The organism is Mycolicibacterium setense (genome assembly GCF_000805385.1).
Lineage (GTDB): Bacteria > Actinomycetota > Actinomycetes > Mycobacteriales > Mycobacteriaceae > Mycobacterium > Mycobacterium setense.
This window is the reverse complement of record NZ_JTJW01000006.1, coordinates 187,075-206,352: the sequence shown is the minus strand read 5'-3', so window position 1 is coordinate 206,352 and position 19,278 is coordinate 187,075. Positions and strand designations below refer to the sequence as shown.

The following is a 19,278-nucleotide window of genomic DNA, read 5'->3' as shown; positions in this document are numbered from 1 at the left end:
TCTAGACCCTGCTTTCGCGAGCGGCAACGATTTCGGCGACGTGCACAGCGGTGGCGCCCGGGTCACCGCCGGCCAGCGCCCAGCCGCGGGCTCGCACCAGGTAGGCGGTGGCTGCCGCCTCCGCGGACACCCCGAGCCCGCCCTGGACGTGGACCGCCATGGTGGCAGCCTTGGCGGCCTCCTCGGCCATGAAGACGAATGCCGAAGGTGCGAGTTCCGGCCGCTCGTCCGGCTCGTTGTCGAGGAACCACGCCGCCCGACGGGCCAGACCACGCCCGCTTTGAACGGTGATCGCGATGTTGGCCAGTGGATGCGAGATGCCCTGCAGTGTCCCGATCGGTACACCCAGGGTATAGCGGGACTTCGCGAACTCCGCAGCGATGGTCATCGTCTCCTCGACCAGCCCGACCAGTGCCGAAGCGGTCAAAAGTCGCCATTCATCCAGCGCCCGTTGATATGCCGCCAAGGCGTCGGCACCGCTGGCCAGTACCACCCGTGAGTCGGCGGCGGCCGGATCCACCCAGGCCATCGGCAGCTTGCCGATGTTGTCGACCCGGGCCGGGCGCGTGGAGAACTCCAGCTTCACCAGATCTTGTCCGTCACGAACGATGACGTGGTCCGCGATCGAGCCCGCCGGGATGAGCCGCGAGGCGGTCGGTGCGTTCTGCTGCGGATCGATCGCCACCAGCTGGGTGCCGTTGAGGATGTCCTCCGAACCCTGCGACTCCGACGACTCGAGTGCACCGAGCCGCGCGAGTAACCGCGCCGCCACCACATGATCGATCCACGGAACGGGTGCCAGGTAGCGCCCGAGTTCCTCGGCCACCAGCGTGAGATCGACGAGTGTCGCTCCGTCACCGCCGACGGACTCCGGCAGCGCCATCGTCGTTGCGCCCATGGCGCACAACCTTTCCCACAGGCTCTTGTCGAAGCCCGATGGCTCGGCCGCGCGCACGGTCTCGATGTCGGAGTGCGTCTTGAAGAACTGCTTATACGCGGTCTGAAGATCCACGTGGTCCTCGGTCAGGCTGTAATCCAGCCTGCGCAGTTCGTAACGGTCCATTACTGCTCCTTCTCCTGGCTCTCGCCGAAGAAGAACTCGGCGGCATTGTTGTAGAGGTAGTTGTCCATCACGTCAGCCGGCAGATCGAGCGCCAGCGCCTCGGGCACCACACGCTGCATACGCAGCACCGGGAAATCGGAGGCGAAGATGATCTTGTTCTTGCCCCGGGTGCGCATGAAATGCAGTAATGACTCGGGCAACCGCTTCGGCGACCAGGCCGAGGTCATGAGCCGCAGGTTCTGATACTTGATCAGCATCCGGATCGCGATGTCCCACCACGGATCTGCGCCGTGGATCATGCAGAGCTTCAACTCGGGAAAACGCACGCACACGCGGTCGAGATGGATGGGGTTCTGCACCTCGCCCGGAATCGGCGGGCCGGGAAGGCCGGTGTTGACACACAACGGCAGTTCCAGCTCGGCGCATTTGGTGTACAGCGGGTAGTACACCGCGTCGCTCGGCGGGTACTGCCCGTCTCCCCAGAAGCTCGGTCCGACAACCGTGTAGACGACCGGCAGATCCGAGGCCACCGCCGCGAGCTCGCGCAATGACGGGATCGGGCGCAGCAGATTCACCCCGCCCATCGCCAGCGCGAAGCGGTCGGGATGGGCCTCAACGAACTTGCGGGCCGTCACCGAGGGTTTGGTGAGGTTGTCCATGAGAATCGCGCGCTGCACACCGTGGGTGTCCATCTCGTCGAGCATCTCGGCCAGGTCGATGGGGTCGTACATCGACGTCGGGCCCTTGAAGTAGTCGTCGCGCACCTTCTTCATGAAGGTGGGCTGGTTCTCGGTCTCGCCGAAGTGCACGTTGGCCAGACAATCGATCACTCGGTTCACTGTGTCCGTCACGCCATCTCCACTTCCTGCGTTGCCAAGCGCTTCGCCCAGCGGTAATCGGCCTTGCCGTTGCCGAGCCTGCGAACCTCGTCGACGAACAACACATCCTTGGGCAGTTTGAACCGCGCCAGCCGGGTCGCACAGTGCTCCCGCAGCGCGACGGCGTCAACGGCACCGCGGATCGACACCAATGCCACGACTTCTTCACCCCACCGCTCACTGGGGCGTCCGACAGCCAGCGCGTCCACCACGTGAGGGTGGGCCCGAAGGGCTTCTTCGATCTCCTCGACGAACACCTTCTCCCCACCGGTGTTGATCACCAACGAATCTCGCCCCAAGAGGCGCAGGGTGCCGTCCGCATCGAGCGAGGCGCGATCACCGGAGGTCACCACCCGCTCGCCGGCGACCTCGGGAAACGTCTTCACCGTCGCAGCCTCGTCGTTGAAGTAGCCGAGCGGGATGCGGCCATTGCGTGCCACCCAGCCCACCCTGGCGTCACCGGGTTCCAGGAAATGCGAGTAGTCGTCGGCCAGGACCAGTCCACCGGCGCGCAACTGAAAGGTCTCGGCGGTTGGCGTTTCGCGCTGGGTGTGGCCGAACCCCATGTTGCCGGTCTCCGACGAACCGAACCCGTTGATGATGGTGATCTGCGGGATGTGTTCCAGCAGTGCGCGTTGATGTTTCGGATTGGTGGCCGCACCGCCGGTGCCGATGGCGAACATCGACGACAGATCGTAAGATCGCCTGCCCAGCTCCTCGACGATGGGTGCGGCATAGGCGTCGCCGACCATGGTCATCAAGCCGATCTTCTCCCGTTGCGCGGTTTCGAGCACCGTGCGCGGGTCGAAGCGTGGCTTGGTGTCGTGCAGCACCACAGTCTGGCCGGACAACATGCCGGAGAACGCGGTCCACATCCCGGCGGCATGCATCAACGGGGATACCGCGAACCAGGGCGGACCGGCATTGGCCACTTTGTCGTGGATCTCACTCACGTGGGCATGATCGGCGCCGTTCATCGACGACACGTAGATATCGCCTTGGCGCCACATCACTCCTTTGGGACGGCCGGTCGTGCCGCCGGTGCAGACCATCAGCAGGTCATCGGGCGACGCCGGGCCCACTCGGTCCGTATCACCCTGGGCAAGAGCGTCTTCGAGCGACACCGCGCCCGGCAACTCGGCGCCCTCACCGTCGTCGACCGAGATGAGCAATTCGGCCTGCAGCGCCTCATCCCTCAACACGGAAGCGAACTTCGCCCCGAGTGAGCGGTGGTAGATCACCGCGCGAGGCTTCAGATACGCCAGCAGGTCGGCCACCTCGCCCGGTGAGTAGTAGTAGTTGACGTTCACCGGGACGGTGCGCGCCTTGAGACAGCCGATCACCATCTCGGGGTACCGGTCGTTGTGCATGACGAGCGCGATCACGTCCTGACCGCATTCCCAGCGGTTCAGATCCCCGCGCTCCCGGTACGCGCCCAGCCCTTGGGAGGCAAGGAAGTTCGCCAGCCGACGGGTCCGGTCAGCACCTTCGGCAAACGTGGTGCGGCGTGCCCCGCACACCGTCATCTCGCGGTCGGGTACCGCCTCGGCGATCGCGTCGACGACGGCACCGATGGTCCATTCGGCCATGGTGGGCGGTTACACCGACACCGAGAGGTGCTGAGCACCGGGAGCGGTGCGCTCGGGATCGCCGAGCAAGGTGAGGGCGTTGTCGCGCATGACCTTTCGGGTGTCCTCGTGACTGAACTCGGGGAACTGCGGAATGTCGGCGGTGAAGGTGGTCGGATCGGCCAGGCCCTCGCCGTGCGGCCAGTCCGAGCCGAACAGGATCTTGTCGACGCCCATGGTCTCGGCGAGCAGCTTCACATCGTCTTCGTAGTACGGGGCGATCCAGACGTTGTTGCGCAGCTGCTCGACCGGATCCTCCTTGAAGTGGTACGGCGCGTTGTTGGCCGCCTTCTTCAATCGCTTGATCAACCGGTAGACGAAGTAGGAGCCGTTCTCGATGCTGACGACCTTGAGCTTGGGGTGCCGGGTGAACACCTGGTGCACGATCATCGAGGCCATGGTGTCGTGAATGGCCCGGTCGTCCATGATCACCATGTCGAGCGGATCACGCTTGCCGAATCCCTTGAACACGCCGCTGCCGCCCCACAGTGCAGGGACCGCCATGTACCCGGAGTCCGACAGATGGAAGACCACGCCCACTCCGGCCTCCGCCAGCCGCGCCCACACCGGATCGTGCAGCGGATCGCCCAGGGATCGCGGCCTGACCTCGCCCGGCACCGGGGCCGGCCGCACGCACACCAGCTTGGCGCCCCGGCTGAGTACGAATTCGACTTCCTCGACGGCTTTTTCGGGATCGGCCAGAGAGATGATCGGCGCGGACACGAAGCGGCCGTCGGGACGATCGAAACCCCAGTCCTCGTCCAGCCACAGGTTGAAGGCGTGCACCGAGGCCATAGTGGCCTCGATATCGTGTTTCAGACCCTCCTCCACGCCGCACGCGAAGGTCGGCAGCATGAACACCGTCTCCAGGCGCTGCCGGTCCAATACCTTCACCCGGGCGTCGCGGTTCTGGTATTCGGGATGATCGGCCAGCCGGTCCACCTTCATCAGTGACGCCGGATCCACTCCTTCGGGGATCTCACCGCGGAACAGCAGATCCAGGCAGCCCGGTTCGATGATCGGGTCGAAGGTGGGGTTCGGGATGAAATGGTTGACCGTGCCGCCGAACAGCGCCAAAGTGCGCTTCCCGTCCTGCACCATCTGGACTCCGCGGCTGCGGAATTCCTTGGGCAGGTGGCGGGTGAACGCGTCCACCGGTTCGTAGTAGTGGTTGTCGACGTCGACGGCGAGGTACGGAAGCCGCTCGGGAGCTTCGGTCATGTCATCAACCTTCTTTCAGGGACGGGAAATTCGGAGGCCGTTTCTCGAAGAAAGCGGTAATGCCCTCGATCAGATCGGGCCGCACCATGGATTCGTGCATGAGGCCCTCGGCGCGGGCACTGACAGCGCGCACATCGTCGTGAGCATCGCCGTAGAGCTGACGTTTGATCACCGCCATCGACGCCGGCGAGCAGTGGCGAGCCAGGTCCTCGGCGTACTCCAGTGCCCGAGGCAACAGATCTTCCGGTGCCACAACCTCTTTCACCAAGCCCAGCTGCAGCGCCTCCTCCGCGAGGAAGGTCCGCCCGCTCAGCAGCAGATCCGCAGAGGCACCCCAGCCGGCCAGTCGCGGCAGGATCCAGGTGATGCCGTACTCGCCGATCAAACCGCGGCGCGGAAAGGCGGTGGCGAATTTGGCTCCGGCAGCGGCGAACCGCACGTCACACATCAACGCGTGGGTGAGCCCGATGCCCACGCATGCGCCGTTGATGGCCGCGATGACCGGCTTGCGCAGTTCGGTCAGGAAATAGGGGTGACGTTCCCCGACCAGCTTGCTGACGTCGGTGTCCCCACTGATCGAGTTGCCCAGCGAGGCCATATCTCCCATGTACGCGCCGGCACAGAAGCCACGGCCGTTGCCTGTCAGCACGATCGCACGTACCGCGGAATCCGCCTCGGCGCGATCGAACGCGGCGTATACACCGGAAGAAATGTCGGCGCCCCAGGAGTTCAGCCTGTCCGGCCGGTTCAGAGTGATGACGGCGACGCCGGCGTCCGTTGTCTCGTACAGCACCGCCTCAGTTCCCACACTGTCAGCGACCGTCATGCGCCGATACCTCCCCGATGCCACTCCAGCCGTTCAGACATACATACTGTATACCTATCGGTAGCGCATTCCGCAAGCCCGGTATTACGGTCTCGACCTGCGCAAAGACGTCTCAGGAGTCGATCAAACCGAGCTTCCGGTAGGCGGTCTCGATCTGGGCCTTCGCCGCCTCGGGAAGGACGACCTGGGGCGGACGGGAGTGCGGATAGTCACCGATGGGCAGGCCCAACACCGAGGCCGCGTGTTTGAAGGCGCCGGCCCAGTGGGTGAAATAGTCGGCCCGACCCGGGTAACACGTGAACCACGGCCCGATGTCAAAGCTGAACTGATCGAGGCCGGAGTCGCGGCCGAAGTCCATGGCCTCGATGAGCCGGTCGGCATACACCAGGCCCCAGTACTCGGTGAAAATGCGGCGTTGCGGAGTTTCGTAGAGATATCCGGCAGTGCCCAACTGGGCCGCGCATACGATGCCGTCCCGCAGCCAGCCGGCGCGGTACACCGTGGTGTCGCACTCCCACACCGCAAGATATGGCGCCAGTTCATGCAGTCGACGGCTCGCCGCGGGCCGGAACGCGCCCTCCTTGGTGGCGCACACCGCCGGGATCGCCTCGGCGATGCGGGCGCTCTCGTCGGGTGTCAGCACGTAGCCCGACGACGGCGAGTTGAACATCCCCAGGGCGATGTCGGTGCGGTCGGCGATGTACTGGAAAAACCGGAGCACCCCTTCGCCCCCGTGTGCCTCCATCATCGGGGTCTGGATGTAGACGATGTCCGCACCCGCCTGCTGGGCATGCAGTGTGAGTTCCAGACAGTCTTTGGCCGATGTCGCCGCGGTGCACGCCTGAACCACGACGTCCGGGTTGGCCCGGCGCCCCTCCTCGATCGCGACCTCGAGCAGTTGTTTGCGCTCGGCGAGGGTGAGCGCCCAGAACTCGGCCAAACCACTGGTGCACCACAGCATCTGGTGGCCCAGATCGCCGACGCAGTAGCGCACCAGGTACCGGTAGGCGTCCCAGTCGATGTCGTCACCGTCGGTTCCGCAGAACGGGGTGTAGAGAGAGTCACCGATACCGCGCAGGGCACCGCGGGCCCAGTCGCGAGCTTCGCTTGCCGTTGCCATACCGCGCTCCTGTGGACCTGGATCGGATGAAGGCTAGATAAAGTCGCTGCCACCGTCGACGTTGATGTTCGCCCCTGTCATGTAGGAGTTGCGCCTGGAGGCGAGAAACGCTGCGACCGGCCCGATTTCGCTGGGCAGTCCGGCACGCGGCAGGTGGGCGGGATGCCCGAAGTGCTCATCGATGGCAGTCATCAACGCATACGGGTCGTCGCCGTCGACGCCCACCGTGGCGGCCCAGCCCCGCAGCGCCTCCGACGAGATGCTGCCCGGCGACACCACATTGACCATGATCTCGTCCTTGGCCAGCAACAGCGACAGGTTCTTGGACACACTGTTCACCGCCGCCTTGGCCGCGGTGTAGGCCGGCAGCCGGGTGCTCTGCCGCTGGGTGGAGTGGGCCGAGAAGTTGACGATGCGCGCCCATTCGGCGTTGCGCAGCAACGGCAATGCCGCACGCACGCAACGCACCATGCCCATAAGGCCGGCGTCGAACGCCTCCTGCCACTGGTCGTCGGTCAACTCCTCGAAGTTGCCCGCAGCACCCGGGCCGACCGTGTTGATCAAGGCGTTGAGCTCACCCCAGCGCTCGGCCACCTCGGCGAAGGCCTGCTCGACCTGGGCGCCGTCAGAAGTGTCGGCGACGATCGCGATTGCCTCCGGTGACCCGAGGCGGGTCAACTTCGTTGCCGCCGCGTCGAGTACATCGCGCGACCGCCCGACGATCGCGATACGCGCCCCGTCCTCGGCCAGACATTGCGCCGTCGCGAAGCCCATCCCCCGGCCACCGCCCACGACGACGGTCGCCGTCCCCGCGAATCCCAAATCCATGGCGCAGACTATTCCCCGGTCGCTTCGCTCCTGCCCGCCGGGATCAGGAACCGGTCCAATTGGGGGCGCGCTTCTCGGCGAACGCGATGGCCCCCTCCTTGGCGTCGTTCGAGGAGAACACCGGTCCGAGCAGTTCGCCCTGCTTCTTCCACATCTCGTCGGCCGACCACTCCGAGGACGAGGCGATGATCTCTTTGGTCACCGCCACGGCCAGCGGACCGTTGGCCGTGATCCGGTCGGCAAGTTCGAGCGCACCGTCGAGCGCGCCACCGGGCTCGGTCAGCTTGTTGACGAAGCCCCACGCGGCAGCTTCCTCGGCGGTGAAGCTGTCGCCGGTGAGAGCGAGTTCCATCGCCTTCTGGTACGGGATGCGCTGGTGCAGGCGCAACAGGCCTCCGCCACCGGCCACCAGACCGCGCTTGACCTCGGGGATGCCGAACTTGGCGACCTTGGAGGCGACCACCAGGTCGGTGGCCAGCACCAACTCGGTACCGCCGGCGAGCGCGAACCCTTCGACCGCCGCGATCAAGGGCTTGCGTGGCGGGCGTTCGGTGAAACCTGCACCGCGGCCCGGGACATAGGGCAGCTCACCCGAGGCGAACGCCTTGAGGTCCATGCCGGCGCAGAAGTTTCCGCCCGCACCGGTGAGGACCGCCACCGACAACTCGGCGGTGTCGTCCAGTTCGTCCATGGCATCGGCGAGCCCCTGCACCACCGCAAGGTTGAACGCGTTACGCGCTTCCGGACGATTGATCGTGATGATGAGCGTCCGACCCCGACGCTCCCGCAGAACTACTTCCGACACCAAAATGCCCCTTCGCTCGCGAAGCCCGATAACCCGGAAAAGCCTACTATAGGGATTACAGTACAGAGTCGGCACCCCGCCGGCAGGGCCCGAGCGACGCATCGACGCGATTGGTGGACGGCACCCACGGAAGGGCTACCGGTAAGGTTGACAGCGACAAGACCCCGCGACACGCGCGCATAGGCGCAGTTCAGGTGGCAGCCGACGGTAAATTCACCTGCGATTGAACCGCGGCGCAGGGACGGCTTGAGAGTATCGACTTCGATGGAGGTGCCCGCAGTGGCAAAGCAACCGACGGCTGAGAAACGGCAACGGCGCGAACGCGGGTCCATCAATCCCGAGGACATCATCAAGGGCGCCTTCGAACTCGCCGAGCAGGTGTCGATCGACAACCTGAGCATGCCGCTGCTGGGCAAACATCTGGGCGTCGGCGTCACCAGCATCTACTGGTACTTCCGCAAGAAGGACGATCTGCTCAACGCCATGACCGACCGCGCGCTGCGCGAGTTCGTCGTCGCCACCCCCTACGTCGAGGCCAAGGATTGGCGCGAGTCGCTGGCCAACCACGCCAGAACCATGCGAAAAGCCTTCATGGGTAACCCGATTCTGTGTGATCTCATCCTCATCCGCTCGGCATTGAGCCCGCGCGCCGCCCGCCTGGGTGTGCAGGAGATGGAGACCGCGATCTCCGGCCTGGTCGAGGCCGGGCTGTCGGTCGAGGATGCCTTCGACACGTATTCCGCGGTGTCCGTACATGTCCGCGGATCGGTCGTGCTGCACCGCCTCTACGAGAAGAACCGGGCCAACGACAACGCGCCGGGCGATTACGAAGAGGCCATGGTCATCGACCCCGACGTCACCCCGCTGCTGGCACAGGTCACGAGTGAGGGGCACCGCATCGGCGCGGCCGACGAGAAGAACTTCGAGTACGGCCTGGAGTGCATCCTCGACCACGCCGCAGCGCGGATCGAAGCCAACTCCGGCAAGGCCAAGAAGACGCCTGCCCGGCGCAAGGCCGCCGCCAGCTGAGCCCGAACGTTGGCTTGATGTCGAAAATTCTCTGAATTCTCGAACGCAAGCCAACGTTCGGCACCTCGGAACTAGACCTCGATGACCAGCCCGCCACCCTGACCGCCACCGGCGCACATCGCGGCTACACCGATACCGCCACCGCGCCGCTGCAGTTCGTAGATCAGCGTGGTCACCATGCGCGCACCGGAGGCCGAGATCGGGTGGCCGAGGCTGCAGCCGCTGCCGGAGAAGTTCACCAGCTCCTCGTCGATGCCGTACTTGCGCACCGCGGCGATCGGCACCGAGGCGAAGGCCTCGTTGATCTCCCACAGCGCCACGTCGGACGGCTTGAGGCCGGCGCGGGCCAGAACCTTGCCGATCACCTCGACGCCGCCCAGGCCGGTGTCATGGGCGGCCACGCCGACCGCACCCCAAGCCCGGACCTTGGCCATCACGTTGAGGTTTTCCGCGGCCGCGTAGTCGTCGCCGACCAGCGCGACAGCAGCGGCAGCGTCGTTGGTGCCGCTGCTGTTGCCCGCGGTGATGGAGAATCCTTCGATCTCCGGGTGCAGGACCTTGAGTTCGGCGAGCTTCTCGGCGGTGGTGCCGCGGCGCGGGTGCTCGTCGACGCTGAACTCGATGACCGAGCCGTCGGGCTGGTTCACCTTCAGCGGCACGATCTCGTCGAGGAACTTGCCCGCATCGATGGCGGCGATGGCGCGCTGGTGCGACCGCGCGGCCCAGGCGTCCATGTCCTCACGGCTGATGCCCGCGGCCTGCGCGGTGTTCCAGCCGACCGTGATCGACATGTCGCGCATCGGCGCATCCGGGGTCTCGACATGCGTCGGGGTCATCCACGGCTCGATGAACTCGATCTCGGGACCGAATCCCGGCACTCGCCACTTCATCAGCGGCGACGAGGACAGCGACTGCACTCCGCCGGCCACCAGCACGCGCTCCATGCCGGAGCCGATCTGCGCGGACGCGTTGCCGATCGCGGTGAGCGACCCCGCGCAGTGCCGGTTGACGGCCTGACCGGGCACCGACTGCCAGCCCAGCGCGTCGGCCGCGTAGCGCGCGATATCCCCGCCGCCGTAGTTGGATTCGGCGAAGATCAGATCGTCGATCGCCTCCGGGTTGATCCCGGCACGACGCACGACCTCGGGCAGGACCGTGGTGATCAGGGTTTCCGGCGGGGTGTTGACCAGCGTCCCCTTGAAGGAGCGGCCGATCGCAGTGCGGGCAGCGCCCACGATGACGGGTGTTGGCATGGTTTCACCTTTACGCTATATCGTGTTTCTGTAACGGTATCAGGACGAGTTTCTACTGCGGTTCGGGGACGTGGAAATGTTCGTCGCGGAGCCGGAACGCTTCCTTCGTCCCATGCTGCGCGCGGGTCTTGACGAAATTGAACTCACCGGGCGAGAACTGCAGGTTGGTGCCGTAGGCGTGGAAGATGTAGCTGGCCACCTCCTCACCCTGATATGCCTGGCTCTGTTCGACGAGCCGGAACGCCTCCTTGGCGATCACCACGCCGTCGGCCGGCATCTTGGCCGCCTTGGCCGCCCAGTACTGCGCCCGGGCCGGCACCTGATCGGCGTCGCATGTGTCGGTGAAGATGCCGAGGTGCTCGATGGATCCGGCCTCGACGATGTCGCCGGTCAGCAGCATCCGCCGGGCCAGCACCGGGCCGAGACGATGGAAGAACATGTGCAGGCTGCCCAGCGCGGGCCCGAGGAATCGCGTGGCCGGCATCCCGATCTTGGTATCGCGCGCAATCACCGAGATGTCGGTCATCAGCGCCATCTCGAATCCACCGCCCAGCGCGTAACCGCTGATCTCCCCCACGGTGACCTTCGGGAACCCCATGAAGTTGTGATAGAAGCCAAAAGACTTGCGGTCCACGGTGAGCCGCCGACGCTGGCTGGGACGAGACTTCTTGGGAGCAGCTTCGCGCGAGCGCTCCGCTCCAGCACTCTGCTCTTCGCGCGAGCGCTCATCGCCATACCAGCCGTAGGCATTGTTCATATCCGCGCCGGTACTGAACACGCCCTCGGCACCACGTAGCAACACCACGGTCAGATCGTCGTCATCTGCCACGATGTCGAGGTAGCGGGCGATCTCGTCGCGCATCGCCGCATCGTAGGAGTTGCGCTGCCTTGGATTGTTCAGCGTGATGGTGGCGATGCGGTGATCCGCATCGACCTCGAACAGCACCCGGTCATCTGTCATGCGAAATCAACCTCGCTTCAATGGTTTTGTCGTTGCCGGCAGCCAGCGTCGTGCGCCGCGCGGCGGTGAGATGGTCGGCCGCGAGCTTGGTCGCCCGCGCCGAGTTGCCGTCGGCGATCGCGTCCAGCAGCCGCTGGTGATCACGAAGTGCCGCCCGCATGGTCTTGTCCGACATGCCCGCCTCGCCCTCCCCGGTCCATACCCCGGACTCGTGGGTGGACCAGATCAACTCCAGCGAGCCGATCAGCAGGATCATCGGCTCATTGCCACATCGAGACACCAGGGCTTCGTGGAACCTTCTGGCGTTCGGCACATACTGCGAGGTGTCATCGAATTGCGCTGCCTGCAGATCGATCTCGGCCTGCAGATGCGGAACCACCTCGGTCGCCCGGTCCTCCCGGGCAGCGCACATCCCCGCACAGATCGGCTCGAGGCGCAGCAGCGCCTCACTGACATCGGCCGGCGTAGCGGCACGGGTCTGCAGCACCATGCCGATCATGTGCGCGGTGCGCTCGGCCGACGGCGTCTGCACCACCGCACCTCCGACGTTCCCGCGGCGCACGGAGATCAGTCCGTCGGTCTCGAGCAGGTGGATGGCCTCGCGCAAGGCGGGTGGACTGACCCCGAACTCCTGAAACAGGCTCTCCTGGGTGGGCAGGATGTCGCCTTCGCGCAGACGGCCGGACAGGATGTCGTCGCGCAATTTGGACGCGACGATCTCGGCAACCCGGGGCTGCCGGATGCGCCGTATGCGTCCTTCCATCGACGACCTTTCCTTGCTAACTTGTACAAGATAGTAACCGCATCGCCTACTGTATGGGCAACTGTATGGATAGGGAAAGGCTGGGTTCCAGGTGAGCGACGGTTCGGTGACCACGTCCCGCGCGGACTCCGTGCTGCGCATCGGCCTCGACCGTCCGTCGCGACGTAACTCGTTGAGCCATCAGATGATCGACGACCTGGTCGACATCCTGACCGCCGCCGCCTACGACGATTCGCTGCGTGCCATCGCGATCACCGGGGCCGGTGACGACTTCTGTACCGGAGCCGATTGGATGGCCACCAACGATTCAGACCGGCGGCCCCGCACCGGCGACCTGGTCCGCCGGATACCGCACACCGCCCACCGCGTCATCGAATTGGTCGCCACCATCCAACTGCCGGTGGTGTGCGCAGTCCGGGGTTGGGCGGTGGGCTTGGGATGCAATCTGGCCCTGGCCGCCGACTTCACCGTCGCCGATACGGCAGCGACGTTCTGGGAGCCGTTCATGAGCCGGGGATTCACCCCCGATTCCGGGGCGACCTGGCTGTTGCCCCGGCTGGCCGGGGTGGCCCGGGCCAAGCGCATGCTGCTGCTGGGTGAGAAGGTCACGGGTACCCAGGCAGCGGACTGGGGACTCATCGACAGTGCGGTTCCGGCCGACGAATTGGACACGGCGCTCGACACGTTGGTGGGCCGGCTGGCCGCCGGTCCGACCGTCGCGATCGGGCTGGCCAAACAAGCCATCGCCTACGGACAGCACGCAACCCTGTCGCAGTCGCTCAATCAAGAGCTGTCGAACCTCGAACTCTCCTGCCGTACCAGCGATTTCAAAGAAGGCCTGGCCGCGTTCCGGGAACGGCGAGACCCGGACTTCCAGGGCCGATGAACACGAGGAACAGATGACCACTTTTGCTACGTACGAGACCATCAAGTACGAGGTGGACGGCCACAAGGCCACCATCACCTTGAACCGGCCCGACGCGCTCAATGCGCTGTCACCACACATGATCACCGAGTTGCGGACCGCCTACGCCGAGGCCGAGAACGACGACAACGTGTGGCTGATGATCGTCACCGCCACCGGCCGTGCGTTCTGTACAGGGGCCGATGTCAAGGAAATCCCCGGCGACGGCAAGGTCGTCAACGAGCGACCCTACCTGTCCACCTACGAGCAATGGGAGGCACCGCAGGAGGGCACCCCGCCGTTCCGCACCATGGCCAAGCCGGTCGTGGTGGCGATCAACGGCATCTGCTGCGGCGCCGGCTTGGACTGGGTCACCACCGGCGACATCGTGATCGCCTCGGACAAGGCAACGTTTTTCGATCCGCATGTGAGCATCGGCTTGGTGGCGGCCCGCGAGATGGTGCGCCTGGCCCGCGCCCTCCCCCGCTCGGTGGCGCTGCGAATGGCGTTGATGGGCAAGCACGAACGCATGACCGTCGAACGCGCCTACGAGCTGGGGTTGATCACCGAGATCGTCGAACACTCTCGCCTGCTGGAACGCGCACACGAGATCGCCGACACCGTGTGTCTCAACGCGCCGCTGGCGGTCCGGGGAACCAGGCTGGCCATCCACAAGACGCTTGACCTGCCGCTGCACGAGGCCGAGATCCTGGCCGAGACATTTCGCGAGCGCGTGGTGCGCACCGAGGATGCCCTCGAAGGGCCGCGGGCGTTCGTCGAGAAGCGCAAGCCCAACTGGCAGGCGCGGTAATGTCATTCGACACCATCCTCCTCGACCTCGATCACGGATCTCGCGTTGCCACGGTGACGTTGAACCGCCCCGAAGCGCTGAATTCGTTCAACCGCACGATGTGCAATGAGATGCGCGACGCCTGGCACACGATCAAGGCCGACGAGGGCATCAACGCCGTGGTGCTGCGCGCAGCCGGTGACCGGGCGTTCAGTGCCGGCCTGGACGTGAAGTCGAGCTACGGCCAGCCCGAGATCGTCTGGAACCACGAAGACCCAGGCGAACTTCTCAGCCCGAAGTGGCAGAAGATGTGGAAGCCCGTGGTGTGCGCGGTGCAGGGCATGTGCACGGCAGGCGCGCTGTATTTCGTGAACGAAGCCGACGTGGTGATCTGCTCGCAGGAGGCCACGTTCTTCGATTCCCACGTCAGTGCCGGTTTGGTGTCGGCGCTGGAGCCGGTCGGGCTGATGCGCCGCATCGGGCTCGGCGATACCTTGCGAATGGCGTTGATGGGCAACGACGAACGCGTGGGCGCCGATACCGCGCTGCGCATCGGCCTGGTGACCGAGGTGGTCGCGAGGGATCAGCTGTGGGACCGCGCGAACGAGATCGCCACCACCATCGCCGCGAAACCCCCAACGGCCACGCAGGGAACCGTGAAGGCGATCTGGGAGTCCCTGGACAAGCCCTACCGTGCCGCGATGGATCAGGGACTCATCTACACCCGGCTCGGCAACCCGATCGCCAAGGCGGAACTGGCCGGCCGTCCTGTGCCCAAGACAGCGCCCCGGATCCGCTGATGGCCCATCCCCTTTCACGGCGCATCGATGCGGTTCTCGATCTGGATCCGGCCGCGCACGCCATCCAGTTCGACGGCCGGTGGGCAACCTGGGGCCAGGTCGCGACGCTGGCGCGGCGCATCAGCGCGGCGTCTTCCGGCATGCGGGTCGGCATCATGCTGCGCAATCAGCCCGCGCATGTGGCGGCACTGCTCGGTGTACTGGCCGCGGGCGGCACCGTCGTCGTGATCAATCCATCCCGCGGCGATGAGCGCACCCGTGCCGACATCGACGCCCTCGGGCTGCCGGTACTCGTCGGCCTGGCCGAGGACATCGCCACCCTGGCAACGCCGTCGGCCACGACGACGACGGTGACGATCCACGATCTCGATACCGAGCCTGAGATCAGCCCCGCCACCCGACCGTCCCAGGACGCAGGGCGCCCGGGTGTGGCGGTGTGGATGCTGACCAGCGGCACCACCGGCCCACCCAAACGCGTCGACCTCACCTACGACATGCTGGCCCGCAGCGTCATCGGCCGCGATCCCGAAACCGCGCCGCCACCAACCGAACTGCGGCGGGGTGTGGCGATCGTCAACTCTCCTCTGGTGCATGTCGGCGGCGTGTTCCGGGTGCTGTTGTGCATCGCCGAGGCCCGGCCTTTCGTATTGCTGCCCAAGTTCGACCTGGCGCGCTGGGCTGCTGCGGTCCGCGAGCATCAGCCCAGGGCGGTCTCGCTGGTGCCGGCTGCGCTGCGCATGGTGCTGCACTCTGACCTCACCCGCGACGACCTCGCCGGTATTCGCGCCGTCACTTCGGGTACCGCGCCCCTGTCCGCCGACGACGCCGACGCATTCACCGAGAAGTTCGGTATCCCGGTGCTGACGTCGTATGCCGCCACCGAGTTCGGCGGCGGGGTGGCCGGCTGGACGCTTGCCGATCACCAGAAATACTGGAAAGCCAAGCGTGGCAGTGTCGGGCGGGCCAATCCCGGCGCCCGGCTGCGGGTGGTCGATGAGAACGGCACTCCGCTCAAGCCGGACGAGACAGGCTTGCTGGAGGTCAAACCGGCACAGTTCGATGCCGATGCCGATTGGTTGCGCACCACCGACCTGGCCCGTATCGACGCCGACGGATTCGTCTGGATCCTCGGCCGTGCCGATCAGGCCATCATCCGAGGCGGGTTCAAGGTGATGCCCGACGATGTCCGCACGGCGCTGGAGGGCCACACGGCCGTCCGCGGGGCGGCCGTGATCGGCATGCCCGATGACCGATTGGGCGAGACACCGGTGGCCATGGTGGAGCTGCACGGCACGACCACCGTCGACGCTCTGCTCGAATACCTACACGGCCGTCTGGCGCGTTACGAAATCCCCACCGACATCGTCATCGTCGAGACGATTCCCCGAACACCTTCCGGGAAAGCCGATCTGGGCGCAGTACGGGATCATTTCGCCTCTCGTGTCTGACACTGTTGCCGGGCTGCTGCGTGGGGCGAGTCAGCGCCCACTGCTGAACTGCGATGACGAGCGGATCAGCTACGCCGAGGCACAGCGGCGTTCGGCCGAGGTGGCCGGCGGCCTGATCGCGCTCGGCGCCGGCAAGGGCACGCACATCGGACTGCTCTATCCCAACGGTGTCGATTTCGTGGTGGGCATGTTGGCTGCCGCACGCATCGGTGCGGTCGTGGTGCCGTACTCCACCTTCCTGACCGCCACCGAGTTGCATACCCAACTTCGCGACAGCGATACCGCGATCCTGCTGTCGGCGCGCACCTTCCGCAATCACGACTACGTGCAACGCCTCGCGGATATCGAGACACCGTGTCTTCGGCACGTGTTGTTCGATATGCCGCGCGCCGACATCCCGACCTTGGCTGATATCGAGCACGATGTGGACGGATGCGATCCACTGGCCATCATCTACACCTCAGGATCCACCGGCTCTCCCAAAGGTGTCGTGCACACTCACGGGTCGCTGATCGGACATCAGCGCAATCTCAACGAGATCCGTGGGCTCACCGCCGCTGACCGGCTGTTCTGCAACTCGCCGTTCTTCTGGGTCGGCGGCTTCGCGTTCGGTCTGCTGGCCACGATCGCAGCCGGGGCGACCCTGATTTGTTCGAACGCGGACGATGCCGGCGCCACTCTCGATCTCATCGAGGCCGAAAACCCCACCATCACCAACGGATTCGTCTCCGGCATCGCCCACCTGGCCCGTCACCCGAGCTATCCGGACCGGCACTTTTCGGCACGACGCGGCAACCTCTACCCCATCATGGCCCCCGACGCCCGACCTCCCGACCCAGAACTTCGTCACAACATGCTCGGAATGACGGAAACCGGCAGCGTGCTGTTGATCGACGCCGACGAAGGTGACCAACCTGAGCAGCGGCGCGGCAGCTATGGCAAGCCCGCTCCCGGGTTCGAGACCAAAGTGACGGCATCAGGCGAACTGTGTGTCCGCGGTCGGTATGTCATGCAGGGCTACTACGGACGCAATCGTGAGGACTGCTTCGACGCCGACGGTTGGTTTCACACCGGTGATCTGGTGCGCATCGACGACGACGGCTACTTCTACTTTCTCGGCCGCGCGGGCGCGATGATCAAGACGACCGGTGCCAACGTCACCCCCGGTGAGATCGAGAAGGCGCTGGCAGCATTGGGATTCACCGCACATGTCCTGGGGTTGCCCGACGACGAGCGCGGACAGATCGTCGCCGCGGTCATCGTCACCGATGGCCGAGTCGACATCGAAGCGGTCCGGACCGAACTGCGCGGCACCCTGTCGGCCTACAAGATTCCCCGCGTATTCGCGGTGTGCCGTCCCGCCGAGTTGCCGACACTGTCCAGTGGCAAACCGGACGTGCCCGCACTGGCGAGGTTGTTCGGTGTCTGATCGAGAACCCGACACCATCGACGCACTGCTGCGCGCTCATTCGTCGTCCACGACGTCCGCGGTAGTCGACCCCGATGCCGGCCTCACCTACGCCGAACTTGACGCCGGTACAGCCGAATTGGCCGCGGGGTTCATCGCGCAGGGCATCACCAAGGGGTCACGCGTCGGCCTCGTCATGCCCAATGGGGTGGACTGGGTGCGCATCGCCCTCGCGCTGATGCGGATCGGTGCGGTGCTGGTGCCGTTGAGCACCTTGCTGCGTCCGGCCGAACTGGCAGCCCAGCTGCGGATGGCCTCGGTGCAGTTCCTCATCGTGGTCGAGGAGTTCCGTGGACATCGTTATGCGGTGGACCCGGATCGGTTGCCTGCCCTGCACACCGTGTGGACCGCCGAGCAGGCGCTGCGATTCGCCGGGCCCCGCGGTGTGGCTGACGCGATGTCCGCGCAGGTACGAGAGAGCGATCCGATGGTGATCATGTTCACCTCGGGAAGCAGCGGTCCCCCGAAGGGAACGGTGCACTCGCACCGAAATGCTCTGGGCGCCACCCGGGCCGGCCTCGATGCACGCTGCATCACCGCCGACACCCGCCTGTACCTGCCCATGCCGTTCTTCTGGGTCGGCGGCTTCGGCGCAGGCATCCTGTCGGCCCTGGTGGCCGGTGCGACTCTGGTGACCGAACCGATACCCACCCCCGACTCGACTCTCGCACTGCTTCAGCGCGAACGGGTGACGCTGTTCCGCGGCTGGCCCGAGCAGGCCGAGGCACTGGCCCGCCACGCCGGTACCGCAGACTTGAGCTCATTGCGACCAGGAAGCCTGGAGGCGCTGCTGCCGGAGGGGATGCGGTCACGGCCCGGGGCACGGGCGGCGTTGTTGGGGATGACCGAATCGTTCGGCCCGTACTGCGGATTCCGGGCGGACACCGACATGCCCGCATCGGCGTGGGGCAGCTGCGGAAAGCCGTTCGACGGCATGGACGTGCGCATCGTCGACACCGCGACCGGCGGGGCGCTGCCCCATGGCGAAATCGGGGCGATCCAGATACGCGGCCCGCACGTGATGCGGGGAATCTGCCGGCGCAGCCGCGAGCAGGTGTTCACCGCCGACGGCTACTACCCCACCGGCGATCTCGGATACTTCGACGACGACGGATTCCTGTTCTACCGCGGTAGATCCGACGACATGTTCAAGGTCCGCGGCGCCACGGTGTATCCGAGTGAGGTGGCGCGGGCGTTGAGATCGATTCCGGGGGTCCGCGAGGCGTATGTGGCCAATGTTCCTGACGGCCAGGTCAATCAGGTCGGTGCGGCGATAGTGGGCGACGGGTTGTCGGTGGAGGCACTACGTGCGGCCACGCGAGAAGCCATCAGTTCATTCAAGGTGCCGACGCTGTGGCTGCTCCTCGACGACGAGGACGCCGTCCCGCGCGGCGCAACCGGAAAAATCGACAACGCCGCGCTGCGCGCGATGCTGAGGGACCGTGAGCGGTGACCACCAACGGCAGGCTGCCACCGACCTGGCCGTCGTCGCC

18 protein-coding genes are annotated in these 19,278 nt (G+C 65.7%); 7 read left to right on the top strand and 11 right to left on the bottom strand.

From position 1 onward, the window contains the following. Position 1: 1 nt before the first annotated feature. The 8 genes from QQ25_RS11645 to QQ25_RS11610 all read right to left on the bottom strand — a co-directional run bounded on the left by QQ25_RS11645 (position 2) and on the right by QQ25_RS11610 (position 8,369). Positions 2-1,063, bottom strand: coding sequence for an acyl-CoA dehydrogenase family protein (locus tag QQ25_RS11645; RefSeq protein WP_039318097.1), 1,062 nt, complete (start codon positions 1,061-1,063; stop codon positions 2-4). Then, positions 1,063-1,914, bottom strand: a complete 852-nt coding sequence (locus QQ25_RS11640) for an amidohydrolase family protein (protein ID WP_039318093.1) — start codon at positions 1,912-1,914, stop codon at positions 1,063-1,065. The genes QQ25_RS11645 and QQ25_RS11640 overlap by 1 nt, the downstream gene beginning before the upstream one ends. After that, positions 1,911-3,530 (bottom strand): acyl-CoA synthetase, encoded by a 1,620-nt coding sequence (locus QQ25_RS11635; RefSeq protein WP_039378849.1) that lies wholly within the window; start codon positions 3,528-3,530, stop codon positions 1,911-1,913. The genes QQ25_RS11640 and QQ25_RS11635 overlap by 4 nt, the downstream gene beginning before the upstream one ends. Positions 3,531-3,539: 9 nt before the next feature. Next, positions 3,540-4,790 carry an amidohydrolase family protein gene (locus QQ25_RS11630; protein ID WP_039378848.1) on the bottom strand — a complete coding sequence of 417 codons (1,251 nt, stop codon included), beginning with the start codon at positions 4,788-4,790 and terminating at the stop codon, positions 3,540-3,542. Positions 4,791-4,794: 4 nt separating this feature from the next. Next, positions 4,795-5,616, bottom strand: coding sequence for an enoyl-CoA hydratase (locus QQ25_RS11625; protein ID WP_039318085.1), 822 nt, complete (start codon positions 5,614-5,616; stop codon positions 4,795-4,797). Between the two features lie 112 nt (positions 5,617-5,728). Then, on the bottom strand, positions 5,729-6,736 hold the full coding sequence (locus tag QQ25_RS11620) for a dihydrodipicolinate synthase family protein (RefSeq protein WP_039378847.1): 1,008 nt from the start codon (positions 6,734-6,736) through the stop codon (positions 5,729-5,731). Positions 6,737-6,769: 33 nt separating this feature from the next. After that, positions 6,770-7,564: an SDR family NAD(P)-dependent oxidoreductase gene (locus tag QQ25_RS11615; protein WP_039378845.1), complete on the bottom strand. Its 795-nt coding sequence runs from the start codon at positions 7,562-7,564 to the stop codon at positions 6,770-6,772. A gap of 43 nt (positions 7,565-7,607) precedes the next feature. Next, positions 7,608-8,369: a crotonase/enoyl-CoA hydratase family protein gene (locus QQ25_RS11610; RefSeq protein ID WP_039378844.1), complete on the bottom strand. Its 762-nt coding sequence runs from the start codon at positions 8,367-8,369 to the stop codon at positions 7,608-7,610. Positions 8,370-8,633: 264 nt separating this feature from the next. Between QQ25_RS11610 and QQ25_RS11605 the strand changes: the two genes are divergently transcribed. Further along, a complete protein-coding gene (locus tag QQ25_RS11605; protein ID WP_198530778.1) occupies positions 8,634-9,398 on the top strand; it encodes a TetR/AcrR family transcriptional regulator in 765 nt (254 codons plus the stop codon). Positions 9,399-9,469: 71 nt separating this feature from the next. Here QQ25_RS11605 and QQ25_RS11600 read toward each other — a convergent pair whose 3' ends face one another. Genes QQ25_RS11600 through QQ25_RS11590 form a run of 3 tightly spaced genes read right to left on the bottom strand, consistent with a single transcriptional unit; the run spans position 9,470 to position 12,375 of the window. Further along, positions 9,470-10,651 (bottom strand): thiolase family protein, encoded by a 1,182-nt coding sequence (locus QQ25_RS11600; protein WP_039378843.1) that lies wholly within the window; start codon positions 10,649-10,651, stop codon positions 9,470-9,472. A gap of 52 nt (positions 10,652-10,703) precedes the next feature. Beyond that, entirely contained in the window at positions 10,704-11,612 is a 909-nt protein-coding gene (locus tag QQ25_RS11595; RefSeq protein WP_039378841.1) for an enoyl-CoA hydratase/isomerase family protein, read from the bottom strand. After that, on the bottom strand, positions 11,602-12,375 hold the full coding sequence (locus QQ25_RS11590) for a FadR/GntR family transcriptional regulator (RefSeq protein WP_039378840.1): 774 nt from the start codon (positions 12,373-12,375) through the stop codon (positions 11,602-11,604). The genes QQ25_RS11595 and QQ25_RS11590 overlap by 11 nt, the downstream gene beginning before the upstream one ends. A gap of 91 nt (positions 12,376-12,466) precedes the next feature. On the opposite strand from QQ25_RS11590, the gene QQ25_RS11585 reads away from it, so the two are divergent. From QQ25_RS11585 to QQ25_RS11560, 6 genes are read left to right on the top strand one after another with little or no spacing between them, the layout of a single operon-like run. Then, entirely contained in the window at positions 12,467-13,261 is a 795-nt protein-coding gene (locus QQ25_RS11585) for an enoyl-CoA hydratase/isomerase family protein (RefSeq protein ID WP_039378839.1), read from the top strand. A 13-nt stretch (positions 13,262-13,274) separates the two neighbouring features. After that, entirely contained in the window at positions 13,275-14,090 is an 816-nt protein-coding gene (locus QQ25_RS11580) for an enoyl-CoA hydratase/isomerase family protein (RefSeq protein WP_039318067.1), read from the top strand. Further along, complete coding sequence (locus tag QQ25_RS11575; RefSeq protein ID WP_039318064.1) at positions 14,090-14,869, top strand: enoyl-CoA hydratase/isomerase family protein; 780 nt, start codon at positions 14,090-14,092, stop codon at positions 14,867-14,869. The genes QQ25_RS11580 and QQ25_RS11575 overlap by 1 nt, the downstream gene beginning before the upstream one ends. Beyond that, entirely contained in the window at positions 14,869-16,317 is a 1,449-nt protein-coding gene (locus QQ25_RS31335; RefSeq protein ID WP_039378838.1) for a class I adenylate-forming enzyme family protein, read from the top strand. The genes QQ25_RS11575 and QQ25_RS31335 overlap by 1 nt, the downstream gene beginning before the upstream one ends. After that, a complete protein-coding gene (locus tag QQ25_RS11565; RefSeq protein ID WP_039378837.1) occupies positions 16,310-17,746 on the top strand; it encodes a class I adenylate-forming enzyme family protein in 1,437 nt (478 codons plus the stop codon). The genes QQ25_RS31335 and QQ25_RS11565 overlap by 8 nt, the downstream gene beginning before the upstream one ends. Further along, entirely contained in the window at positions 17,739-19,238 is a 1,500-nt protein-coding gene (locus QQ25_RS11560; RefSeq protein ID WP_039378836.1) for a class I adenylate-forming enzyme family protein, read from the top strand. Before QQ25_RS11565 ends, QQ25_RS11560 begins: the two co-directional genes overlap by 8 nt. Positions 19,239-19,278 lie beyond the last annotated feature (40 nt).